Source organism: Pseudomonas sp. MF09150 (genome assembly GCF_059862355.1).
In genome coordinates this window covers 92,410-108,785 of record NZ_JCBCUS010000004.1, presented here as the reverse complement: position 1 = coordinate 108,785, position 16,376 = coordinate 92,410, and the positions used below count along the sequence as shown (strand labels likewise).

General features: G+C 58.7%; 18 protein-coding genes. 14 read left to right on the top strand and 4 right to left on the bottom strand.

Annotated elements, in window-relative coordinates; translation table 11 throughout:
• Window positions 1–2 precede the first annotated feature (2 nt).
• On the bottom strand, window positions 3–2,039 hold the full coding sequence (locus AC19YX_RS16630; protein WP_078471861.1) for a sensor histidine kinase: 2,037 nt from the start codon (window positions 2,037–2,039) through the stop codon (window positions 3–5).
• A 46-nt stretch (window positions 2,040–2,085) separates the two neighbouring features.
• Window positions 2,086–3,003 (bottom strand): putative 2-dehydropantoate 2-reductase, encoded by a 918-nt coding sequence (locus AC19YX_RS16625; RefSeq protein WP_078471860.1) that lies wholly within the window; start codon window positions 3,001–3,003, stop codon window positions 2,086–2,088.
• A 145-nt stretch (window positions 3,004–3,148) separates the two neighbouring features.
• Between AC19YX_RS16625 and AC19YX_RS16620 the strand changes: the two genes are divergently transcribed.
• Both AC19YX_RS16620 and AC19YX_RS16615 read left to right on the top strand, forming a co-directional pair.
• Window positions 3,149–3,634, top strand: a complete 486-nt coding sequence (locus AC19YX_RS16620; protein WP_020297250.1) for a YajQ family cyclic di-GMP-binding protein — start codon at window positions 3,149–3,151, stop codon at window positions 3,632–3,634.
• Between the two features lie 134 nt (window positions 3,635–3,768).
• Complete coding sequence (locus tag AC19YX_RS16615; RefSeq protein WP_020297251.1) at window positions 3,769–4,611, top strand: mechanosensitive ion channel family protein; 843 nt, start codon at window positions 3,769–3,771, stop codon at window positions 4,609–4,611.
• Between the two features lie 277 nt (window positions 4,612–4,888).
• On the opposite strand, the gene AC19YX_RS16610 is transcribed toward AC19YX_RS16615, so the two are convergent.
• Complete coding sequence (locus AC19YX_RS16610) at window positions 4,889–6,241, bottom strand: OprD family porin (protein ID WP_078471859.1); 1,353 nt, start codon at window positions 6,239–6,241, stop codon at window positions 4,889–4,891.
• Between the two features lie 617 nt (window positions 6,242–6,858).
• Here AC19YX_RS16610 and AC19YX_RS16605 point away from each other — a divergent pair.
• The 3 genes from AC19YX_RS16605 (at window position 6,859) to AC19YX_RS16595 (ending at window position 7,798) form a co-directional block, all read left to right on the top strand.
• Window positions 6,859–7,059 carry a hypothetical protein gene (locus AC19YX_RS16605; RefSeq protein ID WP_500606619.1) on the top strand — a complete coding sequence of 67 codons (201 nt, stop codon included), beginning with the start codon at window positions 6,859–6,861 and terminating at the stop codon, window positions 7,057–7,059.
• Between the two features lie 103 nt (window positions 7,060–7,162).
• Complete coding sequence (locus AC19YX_RS16600) at window positions 7,163–7,588, top strand: HIT domain-containing protein (RefSeq protein WP_201127539.1); 426 nt, start codon at window positions 7,163–7,165, stop codon at window positions 7,586–7,588.
• A gap of 3 nt (window positions 7,589–7,591) precedes the next feature.
• Window positions 7,592–7,798, top strand: coding sequence for a SlyX family protein (locus AC19YX_RS16595; RefSeq protein ID WP_201127537.1), 207 nt, complete (start codon window positions 7,592–7,594; stop codon window positions 7,796–7,798).
• Window positions 7,799–7,873: 75 nt separating this feature from the next.
• Here the strand turns inward: AC19YX_RS16595 and AC19YX_RS16590 are convergent, their stop codons facing one another.
• Complete coding sequence (locus AC19YX_RS16590; protein ID WP_020297255.1) at window positions 7,874–8,479, bottom strand: cold-shock protein; 606 nt, start codon at window positions 8,477–8,479, stop codon at window positions 7,874–7,876.
• A gap of 458 nt (window positions 8,480–8,937) precedes the next feature.
• Between AC19YX_RS16590 and AC19YX_RS16585 the strand changes: the two genes are divergently transcribed.
• The 9 genes from AC19YX_RS16585 (at window position 8,938) to tolQ (ending at window position 16,364) form a co-directional block, all read left to right on the top strand.
• Window positions 8,938–9,411 (top strand): Dps family protein, encoded by a 474-nt coding sequence (locus AC19YX_RS16585; protein ID WP_020297256.1) that lies wholly within the window; start codon window positions 8,938–8,940, stop codon window positions 9,409–9,411.
• A 266-nt stretch (window positions 9,412–9,677) separates the two neighbouring features.
• Window positions 9,678–9,899 carry an FmdB family zinc ribbon protein gene (locus AC19YX_RS16580; RefSeq protein ID WP_020297257.1) on the top strand — a complete coding sequence of 74 codons (222 nt, stop codon included), beginning with the start codon at window positions 9,678–9,680 and terminating at the stop codon, window positions 9,897–9,899.
• Window positions 9,900–9,996: 97 nt separating this feature from the next.
• Window positions 9,997–11,772, top strand: a complete 1,776-nt coding sequence (gene aspS, locus AC19YX_RS16575) for an aspartate--tRNA ligase (protein WP_020297258.1) — start codon at window positions 9,997–9,999, stop codon at window positions 11,770–11,772.
• A gap of 116 nt (window positions 11,773–11,888) precedes the next feature.
• On the top strand, window positions 11,889–12,635 hold the full coding sequence (locus AC19YX_RS16570; RefSeq protein ID WP_078471857.1) for a YebC/PmpR family DNA-binding transcriptional regulator: 747 nt from the start codon (window positions 11,889–11,891) through the stop codon (window positions 12,633–12,635).
• Between the two features lie 129 nt (window positions 12,636–12,764).
• A complete protein-coding gene (gene ruvC / locus AC19YX_RS16565; RefSeq protein WP_020297260.1) occupies window positions 12,765–13,289 on the top strand; it encodes a crossover junction endodeoxyribonuclease RuvC in 525 nt (174 codons plus the stop codon).
• A 116-nt stretch (window positions 13,290–13,405) separates the two neighbouring features.
• Entirely contained in the window at window positions 13,406–14,014 is a 609-nt protein-coding gene (ruvA, locus tag AC19YX_RS16560) for a Holliday junction branch migration protein RuvA (protein WP_020297261.1), read from the top strand.
• Entirely contained in the window at window positions 14,015–15,073 is a 1,059-nt protein-coding gene (gene ruvB / locus AC19YX_RS16555; RefSeq protein WP_020297262.1) for a Holliday junction branch migration DNA helicase RuvB, read from the top strand.
• Window positions 15,074–15,211: 138 nt separating this feature from the next.
• A complete protein-coding gene (ybgC, locus tag AC19YX_RS16550) occupies window positions 15,212–15,679 on the top strand; it encodes a tol-pal system-associated acyl-CoA thioesterase (protein ID WP_020297263.1) in 468 nt (155 codons plus the stop codon).
• Entirely contained in the window at window positions 15,669–16,364 is a 696-nt protein-coding gene (gene tolQ, locus AC19YX_RS16545; protein ID WP_020297264.1) for a protein TolQ, read from the top strand. The genes ybgC and tolQ overlap by 11 nt, the downstream gene beginning before the upstream one ends.
• The last annotated feature ends 12 nt before the right edge of the window (window positions 16,365–16,376 follow it).

Below are 16,376 nucleotides of genomic sequence, written 5' to 3'. Positions count from 1 at the left end.
GCTTATCTCTCCAGTTCCAGTTGTCCGGGGTTGGGCAGTTGGGCGCCGGCCAGCGGCAGGCGCAGCGTGAAGCAAGTGCCCTGGCCCTGGGTCGAGTGCACTTCCATCTGCCCCTTGTGGTTGTTGGTGATGATGAAGTACGAAACCGACAGCCCAAGGCCGGTGCCTTGGCCGATTTCCTTGGTGGTGAAGAAGGGCTCGAACGTGCGTTTGCGCACGTTTTCGCTCATGCCGATGCCGTTGTCCTCGACCTGGATTTCCGCCCAGGGCGGGTTCAGGCGCGTGCGCAGGATAATCCGCCCCGGCTCACTGTCGTCTTCACGCAGGTGAATGGCCTGGGCGGCGTTTTTCAGCAGATTGAGCAGGACCTGTTCCAATTCGTTGGCGGTGCCGGGCACCGGGCCCAGTTGCGGGTCGAACTGGCGGACGATGGCCTGGCCCTTGAAGTCGAAACCTATGGTCAGGTCGAAGTCGTTGCCGGCGATTTCCACTGCCTGATCGATCAGCGCCGGCAGGTCGCAGGGAGCCATCTGCCGGTTGCTGCGACGGCTGAAGCTGAGCATGTGGGTAACGATTTTCGCTGCCCGAGCCCCGGCCTGCTGGATGCCGTCGAGCAGTTGCGGCACTTCACGGCTTTGCAGGTAGCGGTTGACGGTGTCCAGTTCGATGCCGACCTGCTCGGCGTGTTCCAGGTTTTTCGGCAGCTCGGGGGACAGGCGGCGACGGATGTTCTGCACGTTATGCAGGATCGCGCCCAACGGGTTATTGATTTCATGGGCCATGCCGGCGGCCAGCCCACCGACCGAGAGCATTTTTTCCGACTGCACCATCATTTCTTCCAGTGACAGGCGCTGAGTGATGTCGTCGATGCGGATCACCACCCCACGCCCGGCACCACCCATCAAGGGGTAAAAGGTCAGGGCGTAGTGCTTGGCCTCGTCGTCCTTGAACCAGGTGACCCGTTCGACCTTGGTCACGGTGTGCTGCTCCACGGTTTCCTTGAGTTGTGGCAGGAACGGCTTGAGTGGCTCGAAGGCGAGGAAGATCGGCTGGTTCAGCGCCTCGTCCAGGCGTGTGCCGGAAAGGGCGCTGGCTTCCTGGTTCCACTGGGTGACGTAAAGCTGTTCGTCGAGGGCGATCAGGGCCGAGGGCATGGAGTCGATGATGCTGTTCAGGTAGTTCTGGAAGCCGGTGAGCTTCTTCTCAATCTTGCTCCGTACCTGGACTTCCAGCTCCAGCTTGCGATTGGTGTGGCGAGTTTCTTCCGCCAGCCCCTGGGCCTGGTCATAGGCTGCCTGGGAGTCATCGCGAGCGCGCTTGAGCTGCTGCTCGCGGGCTTCGATGCGCGACAGCATGGTGTTGAAGGCTTCAGCCAGGCTGCCGATTTCATCGTGGTTGCCGCGCCCGGCCCGCAGGGCGTAGTTTTCCTCGCGGGTGACCTGTCGCGACAGCTCTTCAAGCTGATGAATCGGCTGGGTGATCAGGCGCTTGATCTGTCGGGCAATGACCAGCCACAACAGCACACTGAAGATCAGGATCCCCAGGCTGGCGGTAAGGGTGCCGGTGTAGAAGGCCATCGGCAGTTCGCTGCTGGCCACCAGCAGCAAGTGCCCGGGAGCCTGGCCGGGGCGGGGCAGGGTAATCACCTGGTTGCTGCGAAATTCGGTGAGTTGCCAGGCTTCTATATGGCGATAGCGTTCTGGCAGCTTGAGCCGCTCGCCGTGTTGCAACTGCGCCAGGCGTGCGCCTTTGCCGTCGTAGACCGCTGCGGCCCGTAACGGCGAATAGCTGTTGAGTTCGTTGAGCAGGCGTTCGGCGCTTTGTGGCGAATCCAGCGCCTCGGTGGCGAGTGTCGGGTTGGAGATGAGGCGGCCGATGGTCTGCAAGGCCTGGGGTGCCATGCTTTCCTGGGAGATCCAGTAGGCGGCGCTGATAAACGTGAGGTTGGCGACCAGCAGGACCGTGGTCAGCAGGACAAGCAGGGCTGCCAGCAGCTTTTGGCCGACCGGCAGGTTTTCAAGGCGCTGGCGCAATGGCATCAGGGAACGTCGCTAAGGATGAGCAAGTGGGCAGCGTAGCCGCTGCTCAGTCGCTGGGCAATCCGCGCTGTTGCAGGAGTTCGATCAGGCGTTGCTGCAATTGGAAAAGGTGGGGCAGGTTCAACTGATGCCTGGTTGCCACCTTGCAGGCGTACCCCAGCAGGTAGCTGATTTCGGTGCGGCGCTGGCTGGCCACGTCTTGATGCATCGACGAGTAATTGGCGGCGGTGGCCTGGATCACCCGTTCGACTTCCTGTTGCAGGTCCTGGGCGGCGGCGGGCTGTCCACAACATTCCAGCAGTTCGCCGAGTTCGGCGCAGAGGGTGGCGACTTCGCATTGGTGTTGTTGCAGGCCGCCATTGCGACAATCGTGGAGCACCGTCAGCGGGTTGATCGCGCAATTGAGGGCCAGCTTGCGCCACAGCCGGGTCAGGATATCGGCGCTCCATTCGTGGGGAATGCCGCTGTGGGTCAGGTCATCCAGCCAGGGCGGCGCGACCGGGTGGCCGACGTCCCCCAGCCAGGTGTAGCCATGGCCGGCAAACACCACTCGCCAGTCACCGTCGCGAAAGGCGCCTTCGGTGCTCGAGGCAAAAATGCACCGAGCCTGCGGGACCTGGGCTGCCACCGCGTCCTGGCTGCCCAGGCCGTTCTGCAGCAGGATCAGTTCAGCGTCTGCACTCAGGCGTGGCGCCAGGTGAGCGACAGCCTGCGCGGCGTCGTATGCCTTGCACGCCACCAGCAACCGCTTGATAGGTGTCGACGCATCCAGGGTTTCAGCTGCGATTGCCTGGACGCAGGCCTGGCCGTGTTCCACCAGGGTCAGCCCGCCGGCCGCCTGGTAGGCCAGCAGGCGCGCCTGGTCCCGCAGGATCAGCCTGACCGGCAAGCCGGCCCGGGCCAGTCGCGTAGCCCACAAGGTGCCGAGGCTGCCGGCGCCGAGTACATGCCAGGTGGTGCTCATCAGCTTTCTGCTCTGTTTGGCGAACACATGAGTGGCTCGCGGTGAAGGAGGGAAAAGACCCGTTATAATGAGCGCGGATTTTAACCGCAAGCCAGGCGCGCTCCATTTTTATCGAGCTGCGCCCCTTTTTTATTGGAGAGACTACATGCCGTCGTTTGACGTGGTATCCGAACTGGACAAACACGAACTCACTAACGCAGTGGAAAACGCCGTCAAGGAACTGGACCGTCGTTATGACTTGAAGGGCAAGGGCAGCTTCGAGTTCAAGGAAAAGGACCTGACCGTCAACCTCACCGCCGAAGCCGACTTCCAGCTGGAAGCGATGATCGAGATCCTCAAGCTGGCGCTGGTCAAACGCAAAATCGACGTGCAGTGCCTTGAAGTCAAGGATGCCTATGCATCGGGCAAATTGATGAAGCAGGACGCGGTCCTCAAGGAAGGTATCGATAAAGAGCTGGCGAAGAAGATCGTCGCTCATATCAAGGATGCGAAATTGAAGGTTCAGGCTGCAATCCAGGGCGAGCAGGTGCGGGTCACCGGCAAGAAGCGCGACGATCTGCAGGAAGCCATCGCAGCCCTGCGTGCCAAAGAGTTCGGCATGCCGCTGCAATTCAACAACTTCCGCGACTGATCGGCTGCTTCGGGAACCTCCAGGCCTTATTGGCGTCCGAGGCCGGAGCAAGGGCAGAAACGATTGAGCGTGTGGGCTTGGTTGTTCTGCCACTCAGTCATGCAAGCCGGAACCCCGGAAATCTGGAGATATAGATGGATTTGAACGCTGAAGTGGACAATCTGGTCAAGGCTTCCCAAGCCTGGATCCCGATGATCATGGAGTACGGCAGCCGCGTGTTGCTGGCAGTCATTACCCTGGCCGTGGGCTGGTGGTTGATCAACAAGCTGACCCACAAGGTTGGAAAATTGCTGGCGTTGCGCAATGCCGACCTGGCGTTGCAGGGGTTTATCAGCAGCCTGGCGAATATCATCCTCAAGGTCCTGCTGATTGTCAGCGTGGCCTCGATGATTGGTGTCGAAACCACGTCCTTCGTGGCCGCGATCGGTGCCGCAGGCCTGGCCATCGGCTTGGCGTTGCAGGGCAGCCTGGCCAACTTTGCCGGTGGCGTGCTGATTTTGCTGTTCCGTCCTTTCCGTATCGGCGACTGGATCGAAGCCCAGGGCATCAGCGGTACGGTCGACAGCATCCAGATCTTCCATACCGTGCTGCGTACCGGTGATAACAAGACGGTCATCGTGCCTAACGGTAATCTGTCCAACGGCATCATCACCAACTACAACCGTCAACCGACCCGCAAAGTGGTGTTTGATGTCGGGGTGGATTACGACGCCGATTTGCAGAAGGCCCGTGAGGTGTTGCTGGAGCTGGCCAAGGACGAACGAGTCCTGGCCGACCCGGCACCGGTGGCTGTGGTTTCTACCCTGGGTGATAGCGCTATTACCTTGTCGTTGCGGGTATGGGTGAAGACTGCGGACTATTGGGATGTGATGTTCCGCTTTAACGAGTTGTCCCGTGATCGATTGCGGGCGGCCGGGATCGATATCCCGTTTCCACAGCGAGTCATTCGAGTCGTTCAGGAAGCTGCACCGCAATAAGACAGTTTTATTACTTGTCTGGTCAGTCAAGTATCTGCAATAAGCTCAAGGGGCGTTACGCCCCTTGATTGTTTCTGGCGTACTGCAATCAGGGTTAATAACTTTTGGGCTAAGTTTGCGTCGCAACTTTAGCTGCCGCACCAGCCATAACTTTGTTAGCTACCTATTTAGTAGTTTGGTTGTTTGTTATGCGTCAGGCATAAAAAAACCGCCCACCTGAATCAGGTGGGCGGTTTTTGTTAGAGCAGGGCTCTAGCGCTATCGAATAGCCGCTGAATTACAAGATGCTCAGCGGGTACTCGACGATCAGACGCAGGTCGTTCAGGTTGTCGTAGTTGGTGCCGCGATAATCGGCGTTGCTACCACGGTAAATTGCGTTACGCAGACGGAACGAGAGGTCCTTGGCCGGGCCTTCTTGAAGCACGTACTTGGCTTCCAGATCCCACTCGTGCTCGGTGCCATCGCTGCCTGGAGTGCCGTCTTCATCACGGACGGTAACGTTGCTACCACGGATGTAGCGAGTCATGAAGCTCAGGCCAGGAACACCGAACGACGCCATGTTGATGTCGTAGCGAGCCTGCCAGGATTTCTCGTCTTCACCCACGAAGTCGGAGATCTGCACCGAGTTGGCTACGTACACAGTACCGCCGCCGTCAACACCGTAGTTGTAGCCGGTCTTGCCGCTGGACTGCTGGTAGGCCACGGTGAATTTGTGAGCTTCGATGCTGTAGGCAGCTGCAAGGCTCCAGACTTTGTTGTCCAGATTGCCGGCCAGTTTCTTGCCGTCGTCTTTGCTGCGGTAGGCGTTGAGGTCGAAGTTCAGCGATTGTTTTTCGCTCAGTGGCAACGTGTAGTTCACGTTGAAGTACTGCTTCTTCCAGTAGTCTTCGATGTCGGACGCATGGACCGCGAAGATGAAGTTTTCAAGGCCGGAGTAGGTAGCGCCTGCGATGTTGGCTGCAGTCAGACCTGGCTTGTAGGTACCGTCAGCGGTGTTGCGGCCGTTGATGCTGTCACGAGCCATGCCGGTTTGGCCGCTCATGGCGGTGAAGCGACCTGCGGTCAGCTCCAGGCCTTTGATTTCGTTGCTGGTCAGCAAGGTGCCGGTCGCGATTTCAGGCAACAGACGGCCGTCATCGGTAGTGAATACCGGGCTGGATACAACCTGGTTACCGTACTTGAGTACAGTATCCGACAAGCGCAGTTTGACGGCTGCTGCAGCTTTGGATTGGGTGTTTTCTGGTTCGCCGGCACCGTTGGTACCGAACAGACCGTTACCTGCACGGCCTGCGCCGCCATCAAGCTTGACGCTGCCCATTGCCATTGCGTCCACGCCGACACCTACGGTGCCTTGAGTGAAGCCGGACTGATAGTTGAGCAATTCGCTGATGCCAGTGTCCTGGCGATAGCCGCTGATGCCGTCATCGCTGGTGGTATTGGTACCGTTAGCGCGACGATCGTTGCCTACGCCGCTTTTGAAATCGCGGTTCATGTACATCATGCGAGTTTTCGCAGTCAGGGTGCTGTCTTCGATGAAGCCCTTGGCTTCGTCCTGAGAAGACGCGATTGCGAACTGCGAGGTGCCTGCTGAAACAGCCAGGGCGATCATGCTCCACTTCATCACGCGCATCGTGATTTGCTCCTTTGGTTTTTAGAAGAGTACTGCCGTCCCACCTGATTTATTATCTGGGCGGCTCTTTCTTTTTGTGTCGGCGCAAACTTATATCACGCTGACAATGTTGGCGATACTTGCGTATCTATCCTTTCGGCTTCTTTACGAGCCTGTCGCAAATTGCTCGATCCATGTCGCAATTTCGTAGTCCAACTGTATTCGGACTGACAACTAAAGCGTCGTTTTTGAAAGCCGTATTGACGTAAGAAAGACCCTCGTCGTGGGCAATCAAAACAGCATGGGGCGACCCTGCCACTATTATTATTGGCCTATAAGCGGTTCTCTTTCGCAGAGCCTCTTTTAGACGATGTGGGGGTGAATGCAACAAGCGTGCTCAAATCAGCAAAAGCTCGGATTTTTTTTTAACCTCCGGCCCGGGCCTGTAAAAACCTCATAAAACCTGCGTTTTAAGGTCCTTTGGTTCGGGCTTGACGCCGCTTCTTGGGTTGTGTTGCTCCCTGTGAAAAAATCGCGAGACCATCAAAAACGTTACCGGTTCACCCCGTTTGTGAGTAAACGGCGGATGCGTGACGCACTAAGAGTAGACGCACTGTGCGGTTTTGGTGCAAAAGTTCATGACTGCTGTGCTGAATTCATACAGTTGTGCCATTGCAGACGCTGCCATGGCCGAGCGGGTGCGGTGCCTGATCGAGATCACGCCTAACGGTCGGCGCTTTGATGGTGCGTTGGCGCTGAAAATGTTCCGCCGTGGGGCGATGGACTTTTCTTTTGCAGGGTGTGTAGCGCAGCGTGCAGTTCAGGGCGGATGGCGATGAACCCGAAGGCATTCGCGGGTATGCTGCATCCTTTCGCCAGGCAGGCTGCCAGCCTTGTCGGGCACCAAGCTTAAATTTGATGAACTGAGCGGGAGTGCGCGCGGTGTTCGCTTTAGATCCACGGCTTCAACAAGACACATTGCCTATCGGCGACTTCCCGTTGTGCCGGTTGCTGTTGTCCAACGACTCGAATTATCCCTGGTTCATTCTGGTTCCACGTCGCGCCGACATCAGCGAGTTGTTTCAATTAGATGATGCTGATCAACAACAACTGTGGCGCGAAACCACCGCGTTCGCCGAGTTGCTCAAAGACTCGTTCGATGCCGACAAGTTGAATGTGGCAGCCCTGGGTAATGTAGTCAGCCAACTGCATATGCACGTTATTGTGCGGCGACGTGACGATGCTGCCTGGCCAGCCCCGGTATGGGGCAAACACCCGGCGCGGCCTTACACGGCCGAGCAGGTGGCAACTATTCGTGAGCGTTTGCGCCTGGTGCTGGCCGATGACTTCACGTTCCTGGAGGCCTGACTCATGAGCCTTGAAGAGCGTGTAATGGAGTTGGAAAGCCGATTGGCGTTTCAGGATGACACCATCCAGACCCTGAACGATGTGTTGGTGGCGCAACAGCGCGTGGTCGAGCGCCTGCAATTGCAGATGGCAGCCTTGCTCAAGCGCCAGGCGGAAATGGCCGGTCAATTCGAAACGTTCGAGGAGGAGGCCCCCCCGCCGCATTACTGATTCAAGGTCGTGTATTGGCCGGGCAATAAAAAACCGCGTTGCAGCGAGGCTGCAACGCGGTTTTTTTCGGCTGAATCAGCGACGCGGCAGAGCGGCGATCACATCTTCGGCTTGCAGGCCTTTATCACGGTTCATCACCGAAAACTCCACGCGCTGGCCTTCGACCAGGACGCGATGGCCTTCTCCGCGAATAGCGCGAAAGTGCACGAAAATATCATCCCCGGAATCGCGGGAAATAAAACCGAAGCCCTTGGACGTGTTGAACCATTTGACGGTGCCCGTATCGCGATTGGTCATGTCATAGGTTTGGGAGGAGGCAGCAGCCGGTGACGACTTGTAGAAGCTGACCGCCAGGTGCAGAACTACGGCAATCACCGCCGTCAGCAGGCTGAACAGGACGGCAGGTTGGCCGCCGATGACCGGCATTGGAGCGAGCAGGGTGAGTGTCTGCAGGACCACGGCCAGAACCAGCAGCGCGCTGACCAGGTTTTGCAGTTGGTGACGTGGACCTCTGTTCCAGTAAGGGATAACCGGAGCCAGAGTGAGGTTGAGCAGGCCGAAAAAGGCCAGGTATACAGCATCAGGTTGTTGCAGGTAGGGAATGGCCTCAGACCGAAGGCTGGGGATAAAGGACAGCAGCAGAGCCGCAGCGCCCGTTAGCAGGTGGACGATTTTCAACATTTTAATTAACTCACGTTAAGACGGATCGCAAGGAAGAGCTGATGACGCACGGTTCGCTTCTGAACAATGGGAGGCGTTGGGCACGTACGTGGTATCAGCCTATGCGTTGTGGCCGAAGAAATAGGCAACAACGACACGGTGCCTATTTAACAGTAAAGCCCTTGCCTTCTCAAATCAGCTGCGGTGTCTGTGGGAGCGGGCAGGGCGGCGGCGGGGAGCGCAAATCTTTGCAGTATCGTGCAAAGCCTTGATTTAGAGAGCTGGCGCCCGCATTTTCAATAAGCACCGTTTTTCAGTCGTTCCATCGTGAGCTTTCGCAGCCGAGTGATGGCACGTCGCAGCTTGCGGGACAATTGACCGCAGGCCTCAAGGGAAATCCGCTCAGCGAGGGTGATTGACTCTTGCTAGAGTGGTTCGGCACCTGGTTTGGTGAATTCAACCTGTCAACGGAGATAAACATGGCAATCGATATCGGTATCAGCGAAGAAGACCGCAAATCCATCGTGGATGGCCTCTCCCGCCTGCTTTCAGATACATACGTGCTTTATCTGAAGACTCATAACTTTCACTGGAACGTCACCGGTCCACAGTTTCGTACCCTGCACCTGATGTTCGAGGAGCAGTACAACGAGCTGGCCCTGGCAGTCGACCTGATCGCCGAGCGCATCCGCGCGCTGGGCTTTCCGGCACCTGGCGCCTACTCGATCTATGCCCGCCTGTCTTCAATTAAGGAAGAAGAGGGCGTGCCGAGTGCCGAAGAGATGATCAAGCAATTGGTCGCCGGTCAGGAAGCCGTGACCCGTACGGCGCGCGGCATTTTCCCGTTGCTGGACAAGGTCAGTGACGAACCTACCGCGGACTTGCTCACCCAGCGCATGCAGGTGCATGAAAAAACCGCGTGGATGCTGCGCTCCCTGCTCGATAACCGCTAACCGCCGGGGACGAGTGGTGCCGTTTGGCGTCACTCGTCGTCGCGCTGCCTTTATATCCTGGCATTTGGCCGATGCTCAGCAATGACTGCGGTGCGGTCTGTCACTAGGCGGGTGCCACTCTGGGTACTGTGAACCTTGCTCTGTGCCCGGATACGGCTGCACAGGGTCGATTTAATGGATATAATCACGCCCTTTGTTCCGTAGCCCGGGCTTTGGCGTGGGCTCTGACTGCAGTTCAAGCTCCATTCTGATTGTCGAGACGTCCCATGCCCATGTACGACTACCAATGTGCCTCCTGCGGTCATCAGCTGGAAGCCATTCAAAAGATCAGTGCCGATCCACTGGTCGACTGCCCTGCCTGCCAGGCGCCCGAATTGAAGAAAATGCTGTCCATGCCTGGCTTTCGCCTCAGCGGCACCGGCTGGTACGAGACCGACTTCAAGACCGGCACCAAGAAGAATCTGGCCGGCGGCGACAAAGCTGACTAAGTTGAACGACACGCGCGAGTTCTTGCACTATCCGGCACCTTAGAGGTGCGCAAGGCCTCCCACCGAATTTCGAATTACGAGAAGTGAAACCACTACCATGATGCGCAGCCATTATTGCGGCCAACTGAACGAAAGCCTGGAAGGTCAGGAAATTACTCTTTGCGGGTGGGTCCACCGTCGTCGTGACCATGGCGGGGTGATTTTCCTCGATATCCGTGATCGTGAAGGTCTGGCTCAAGTGGTATTCGATCCGGATCGCGCTGACACTTTTGCTGCTGCCGACCGTGTGCGCAGTGAATACGTAGTCAAGATCACCGGTAAGGTGCGCCTGCGCCCAGCCGGTGCCGGCAACGCCAACATGGCGTCGGGCATGATCGAAGTGCTGGGCTACGAGCTGGAAGTATTGAACGAAGCGGAAACCCCGCCGTTCCCGCTCAACGAATTCTCCGACGTTGGCGAAGAAACCCGCCTGCGTTATCGCTTCATCGACCTGCGTCGCCCGGAAATGCTGGAAAAACTGCGTCTGCGCTCGCGCATGACCACCAGCATCCGTCGCTACCTGGATGAAAACGGCTTCCTGGATGTCGAAACCCCGATCCTGACCCGTGCCACCCCTGAAGGCGCGCGTGACTATCTGGTGCCGAGCCGCACCCACGCCGGCAGCTTCTTCGCCCTGCCGCAATCGCCGCAGCTGTTCAAGCAACTGCTGATGGTGGCCGGTTTCGATCGCTACTATCAGATCGCCAAGTGCTTCCGCGACGAAGACCTGCGTGCCGACCGCCAGCCTGAATTCACCCAGATCGACATCGAAACCAGCTTCCTCGATGAAAAAGACATCATGGGCCTCACCGAAGGCATGATCCGCAACCTGTTCAAGGAAGTGCTGGGTCTGGAATTCGGCGAATTCCCGCACATGACCTGGGACGAGGCCATGCGTCGTTACGGTTCCGACAAGCCGGACCTGCGTAACCCGCTGGAACTGGTAGACGTTGCCGACCAGCTCAAGGATGTCGAGTTCAAGGTGTTCAGCGGCCCGGCCAACGACCCGAAAAGCCGTATTGCCGCCCTGCGCGTACCTGGCGGTGCGAGCATGCCGCGCAGCAAGATCGACGACTACACCAAGTTTGTTGGCATCTATGGTGCCAAGGGCCTGGCTTACATCAAGGTCAACGAGCGCGCCAAAGGCGTCGAAGGCCTGCAGTCGCCAATCGTCAAGAACATCCCTGAAGCCAACCTCAATGTGATCCTGGATCGCGTTGGTGCGGTCGATGGCGACATCGTGTTCTTCGGTGCCGACAAGTCGAAGATCGTCAGCGAGGCCCTGGGTGCGCTGCGGATCAAGGTCGGTAACGATCTGAACCTGCTGACCAGCGAATGGGCGCCAATGTGGGTCGTCGACTTCCCTATGTTCGAAGAGAACGACGATGGCAGCTTCACCGCCCTGCATCACCCGTTCACCGCGCCCAAGTGCACCCCGGAAGAGCTCGAAGCCAACCCGGCGACCGCTCTGTCCCGTGCCTACGACATGGTTCTGAACGGCACCGAGCTGGGTGGCGGTTCGATCCGTATCCACCGCAAAGAGATGCAGCAATCGGTCTTCCGCCTGCTGGGTATCAGCGAAGCGGAACAGGAAGAGAAATTCGGCTTCCTGCTCGACGCCCTGAAATACGGCGCGCCGCCACACGGTGGCCTGGCTTTCGGTCTGGACCGCCTGGTCATGCTGATGACCGGCGCCCAGTCGATCCGTGAAGTGATCGCCTTCCCGAAAACCCAGAGCGCCGCTTGCGTCATGACTCAGGCCCCGGGCCTGGTAGACGCCAAGGCCTTGCGCGAGCTGCACATTCGTCTGCGCGAACAGCCCAAGGCTGAGTAAGCTGACCTGATAAGGCGCATCTTCGGGTGCGCCTTTTTCTATTGGGTCTGGATTTTGTTGTTCGCGCGCTCCAAGGGCGTCGCGGGCAAGGTTTCAAAGAGAATTTGGAGCAAGTTATGGCAGGTCATTCCAAGTGGGCGAACATCAAGCACCGCAAAGAGCGTCAGGATGCCAAGAAAGGCAAGATTTTCACCAAGTGGATTCGTGAGCTGACTGTCGCTGCCCGTCAGGGCGGTGGGGACCCGGGCTCCAACCCGCGTCTGCGGCTGGCCCTGGACAAGGCCCTTGGCGCGAACATGAGCCGCGATATCATCGATCGCGCGGTGGCGCGTGGTGCCGGCGCGGCCGATACCGACGACATGGTCGAACTGACCTACGAAGGTTACGGCCCGGGCGGCGTGGCGGTGATGGTCGAATGCATGACCGACAACCGCAACCGTACCGCAGCAGCCGTGCGTCACGCGTTCAGCAAGTGTGGTGGCAACCTGGGCACCGACGGTTCGGTGGCCTACCTGTTCGAGCGCAAGGGGCAGATTTCCTTTGCGCCGGGTGTCGATGAGGACGCGCTGATTGAAGCCGCCATGGAAGCCGACGCCGATGATGTGGTGAGCAACGAGGACGGTTCGGTCGACGTGTTCACCTCCTTCGGCGGTTTTTACGCGGTGCGCAACTCGTTGGAGGCCGCCGGATTCAAGGCCGCCGATGCGGAAATCGTCATGCTGCCGACCACCAGTGCCGAACTGGATCTGGAAGGCGCGGAAAAGGTCCTCAAGCTGATCGATATGCTGGAAGATCTGGATGACGTGCAGAACGTCTATTCCAACGCGGATATTCCTGAGTCGGTGGCAGAGCAGCTCGGCTGATCCATCTGCAATACTCATGAAGCCGGAGGTGCAATGCCGTGATGATCGAACGGTGCTGTACTTCCGGCTTCTGCCTTTTAGCGGTTCCGGCTTCGGTCGGCGGGCAATTTCTTTCCAGCAGCAGGCGTTATGACTCTTATTCTTGGCATCGACCCCGGTTCGCGCATCACCGGTTATGGCGTGGTCCGTGATACCGGGCGTGGCTGCGTGTACGTTGCCTCCGGTTGCATTCGAACCGGTGGCGGCGAGTTGCACGAGCGCTTGCAGATCGTTTATCGCGGTGTGCGCGAAGTCATACAGACCTATGGTCCGGTGACCATGGGCATCGAAAAGGTGTTTATGGCGCGCAACGCCGACTCGGCCTTGAAGCTGGGCCAGGCCCGTGGCGCGGCGATTGTCGCGGGGGCTGAGGAAAGCCTGGAGATCGCCGAATACACCGCGACCCAAGTCAAGCAAGCGGTGGCCGGCACTGGCGGCGCCAATAAAGAGCAGGTGCAGATGATGGTCATGCACTTGCTCAAACTCACCAGCAAGCCGCAGATCGACGCCTCGGACGCCCTGGCAATTGCCATCTGCCATGCTCACACCCGCTCCAGCCTGTTGCCCCATGGCCTGGGTACGGCACGCAGTCGTGGCGGTCGCCTGCGTCTCTGATAGCATCTGCGCAGTCTATTCAGGAGTGGAGCCTGGTGCGCCTGTCTGCCCGGCCGTCATGCTCGCTCGGTTATTCGCCAGCCATTGAATCTGGCCAGTCTTTAAGGATCTGAAACGTGATTGGACGCTTGCGCGGCAATTTGGCTGAAAAACAGCCGCCGCATCTGATTCTTGATGTAAACGGTCTGGGTTATGAGGTTGAAGTGCCCATGACCACGCTTTATCGCCTGCCGTCGGTCGGCGAACCCCTGACCTTGCACACCCATTTGGTCGTGCGTGAAGACGCGCAGTTACTCTACGGCTTCAGCACCAAGCGCGAGCGAGACTTTTTTCGCGAGTTGATCCGTCTCAATGGTGTCGGGCCGAAACTGGCCCTGGCCTTGATGTCCAGTCTGGAAGTCGATGAGCTGGTGCGTTGTGTGCAAGCCCAGGACACGTCGGCGCTGACCAAGGTGCCAGGGGTGGGCAAGAAGACCGCCGAGCGCTTGTTGGTTGAGCTCAAGGACCGCTTCAAGGCCTGGGAAACCGTACCGAGCATGTTTGCCCTGGTGCCCAACCAGCCGGACGGGCCGGCACCAGTGGCCAGTGCCGAGACCGATGCGGTCAGCGCGCTGATTTCCCTGGGTTACAAGCCCCAGGAGGCGAGCAAGGCTGTATCTGCCATCAAGGAAAAAGGTTTGAGTAGCGAAGACATGATCCGCCGCGCCCTGAAGGGAATGATTTAAGTGATTGAAGCTGATCGTCTGATCGCCGCCACGGGCCCCCGTGACCGCGAAGAAGTCCAGGATCGTGCGATTCGCCCTGTCAGCCTGGCCGAGTACATCGGCCAGCCGACCGTGCGCGAGCAGATGGAGCTGTTTATCCAGGCGGCCCGTGGGCGCAATGAGTCGCTGGACCACACCCTGATTTTTGGCCCGCCGGGCCTGGGCAAGACCACCCTGGCCAATATCATCGCCCAGGAAATGGGGGTGTCGATCAAGAGCACCTCGGGTCCGGTGCTGGAGCGTCCGGGAGACCTGGCGGCGCTGCTGACCAATCTGGAACCCCATGACGTGCTGTTTATCGACGAGATCCACCGGCTTTCGCCAATCGTCGAAGAAGTACTGTATCCGGCGATGGAGGATTTCCAGCTCGATATCATGATTGGCGAGGGCCCAGCGGCGCGCTCGATCAAGCTCGACCTGCCACCGTTCACCCTGGTGGGCGCCACTACCCGTGCGGGGATGCTGACCAACCCGTTGCGTGACCGCTTTGGTATCGTCCAGCGCCTGGAGTTCTACAGCACCGCCGATCTGGCAACCATTGTCGGACGCTCAGCGACGATTCTGGGGTTGCCCCTGGACCCGGACGGTGCGTTCGAGATCGCCCGCCGTGCCCGAGGCACGCCGCGGATCGCCAACCGCCTGTTGCGTCGGGTGCGCGATTACGCCGAAGTCCGGGCCAAGGGCCATATCACCAAGCCGATTGCCGATCTTGCACTGAACCTGCTTGACGTCGATGAACGTGGCTTCGACCACCAGGACCGACGTCTACTGCTGACCATGATCGAGAAGTTCGATGGCGGGCCGGTGGGGGTCGACAGTCTGGCGGCAGCGATCAGCGAGGAACGGCACACCATCGAGGACGTGCTCGAGCCGTACCTGATCCAGCAGGGCTACATCATGCGCACGCCACGTGGGCGCGTGGTGACTCGGCATGCCTATTTGCACTTCGGTCTTAACATCCCGTCACGATTGGGGGAGATGCCTGTGGTAGACGAATTCCTAGATGCCGTAGACGATTAAAAACTCGTCCTGTGTCGATTTATTCGAGGTTTGTGCTGTCCTAGGGGCAGGCATGACCGTTCTTTCGCAAGAAAGGCGCAGGAGAATGAAAAACAGTTGCCTGGCCGGATTGGCAACCTGAGGAGTAAGCACTAGAGTATGCGCGCGCAAAACGGGCTTGAGTCGTTCGCACATCGTTGTCGCGTTTATTACGAGGACACCGATGCCGGCGGCATCGTGTATTACGTTAATTACCTTAAGTTTATGGAGCGGGCTCGAACCGAGCGGCTACGTGATCTGGGCTTCGCCCAATCGCAGCTGGCAGGGGAGAACCTGTTGTTCGTCGTGCATTCCAGCGAAGCGCGCTACCACGCGCCGGCGCGACTGGATGACGAACTTCTGGTAAGTGCACAAGTAATCGAATTGAACCGGGTCAGCCTGCGCTTTAAACAGCAGGTCAGGCGGGCTACGGATAATGCGCTGCTCTGTGAAGGGCAGTTTTTGGTGGCCTGTGTGCGCGCCGATAGTTTGAAACCCCGGGCCATTCCCGAAGCTCTACGTGCGGCCTTTGCCGACGTGAGCGGCGCGGGTACACACTCAGAGCAGGAGATAAAGCGTGGAAGCTAACGTCGTCGACCATTCCTCCATGTGGAGCTTGGTCAGCAATGCCAGCGTCGTGGTGCAGTTGGTAATGCTGATTCTGGTGGCCGCATCGGTGACCTCATGGGTCATGATTTTTCAGCGCAGCAATATGCTGCGTGCCGGTCGACGTGCCCTGGAGAGCTTTGAAGAGCGCTTCTGGTCGGGTATCGACCTGTCCAAACTCTATCGTCAGGCTGGCAGCAACCCGGACCCGGATTCGGGTGTGGAGCAGATTTTTCGTGCTGGCTTCAAAGAGTTCTCCCGCCTGCGCCAGCAGCCCGGCGTTGACCCGGAAGCCGTGATGGAAGGCGTCGCCCGTGCCATGCGCGTGGCCATTTCCCGCGAAGAAGAAAAGCTCGAGACCGGCCTGCCGTTCCTGGCGACCGTTGGCTCCGTGAGCCCGTACATCGGCTTGTTCGGTACGGTGTGGGGGATCATGAACTCCTTCCGTGGCCTGGCTACCGCCCAGCAAGCGACCCTGGCCACTGTGGCCCCGGGTATCGCCGAAGCCCTGGTTGCCACCGCAATCGGCCTGTTCGCGGCGATTCCTGCAGTTATCGCCTACAACCGCTTTGCCGCGCGCAGCGAAACCCTGACCAGCCGCTACTACACCTTCGCCGATGAGTTCCAGGCGATCCTGCACCGTAAAGTGCACACCAGCGAAGAATAAGCAGGTAATTTC

Excerpts from the sequence above, each read along its gene's own strand:
- AC19YX_RS16630 (WP_078471861.1), bottom strand. The coding sequence starts at position 2,039 with ATGCCATTGCGCCAGCGCCTTGAAAACCTGCCGGTCGGCCAAAAGCTG.
- AC19YX_RS16625 (WP_078471860.1), bottom strand. The coding sequence starts at position 3,003 with ATGAGCACCACCTGGCATGTACTCGGCGCCGGCAGCCTCGGCACCTTG.
- AC19YX_RS16620 (WP_020297250.1), top strand. The coding sequence starts at position 3,149 with ATGCCGTCGTTTGACGTGGTATCCGAACTGGACAAACACGAACTCACT.
- AC19YX_RS16615 (WP_020297251.1), top strand. The coding sequence starts at position 3,769 with ATGGATTTGAACGCTGAAGTGGACAATCTGGTCAAGGCTTCCCAAGCC.
- AC19YX_RS16610 (WP_078471859.1), bottom strand. The coding sequence starts at position 6,241 with ATGCGCGTGATGAAGTGGAGCATGATCGCCCTGGCTGTTTCAGCAGGC.
- AC19YX_RS16605 (WP_500606619.1), top strand. The coding sequence starts at position 6,859 with ATGACTGCTGTGCTGAATTCATACAGTTGTGCCATTGCAGACGCTGCC.
- AC19YX_RS16595 (WP_201127537.1), top strand. The coding sequence starts at position 7,592 with ATGAGCCTTGAAGAGCGTGTAATGGAGTTGGAAAGCCGATTGGCGTTT.
- AC19YX_RS16590 (WP_020297255.1), bottom strand. The coding sequence starts at position 8,479 with ATGTTGAAAATCGTCCACCTGCTAACGGGCGCTGCGGCTCTGCTGCTG.
- AC19YX_RS16585 (WP_020297256.1), top strand. The coding sequence starts at position 8,938 with ATGGCAATCGATATCGGTATCAGCGAAGAAGACCGCAAATCCATCGTG.
- AC19YX_RS16580 (WP_020297257.1), top strand. The coding sequence starts at position 9,678 with ATGCCCATGTACGACTACCAATGTGCCTCCTGCGGTCATCAGCTGGAA.
- aspS (WP_020297258.1), top strand. The coding sequence starts at position 9,997 with ATGATGCGCAGCCATTATTGCGGCCAACTGAACGAAAGCCTGGAAGGT.
- AC19YX_RS16570 (WP_078471857.1), top strand. The coding sequence starts at position 11,889 with ATGGCAGGTCATTCCAAGTGGGCGAACATCAAGCACCGCAAAGAGCGT.
- ruvC (WP_020297260.1), top strand. The coding sequence starts at position 12,765 with ATGACTCTTATTCTTGGCATCGACCCCGGTTCGCGCATCACCGGTTAT.
- ybgC (WP_020297263.1), top strand. The coding sequence starts at position 15,212 with ATGCGCGCGCAAAACGGGCTTGAGTCGTTCGCACATCGTTGTCGCGTT.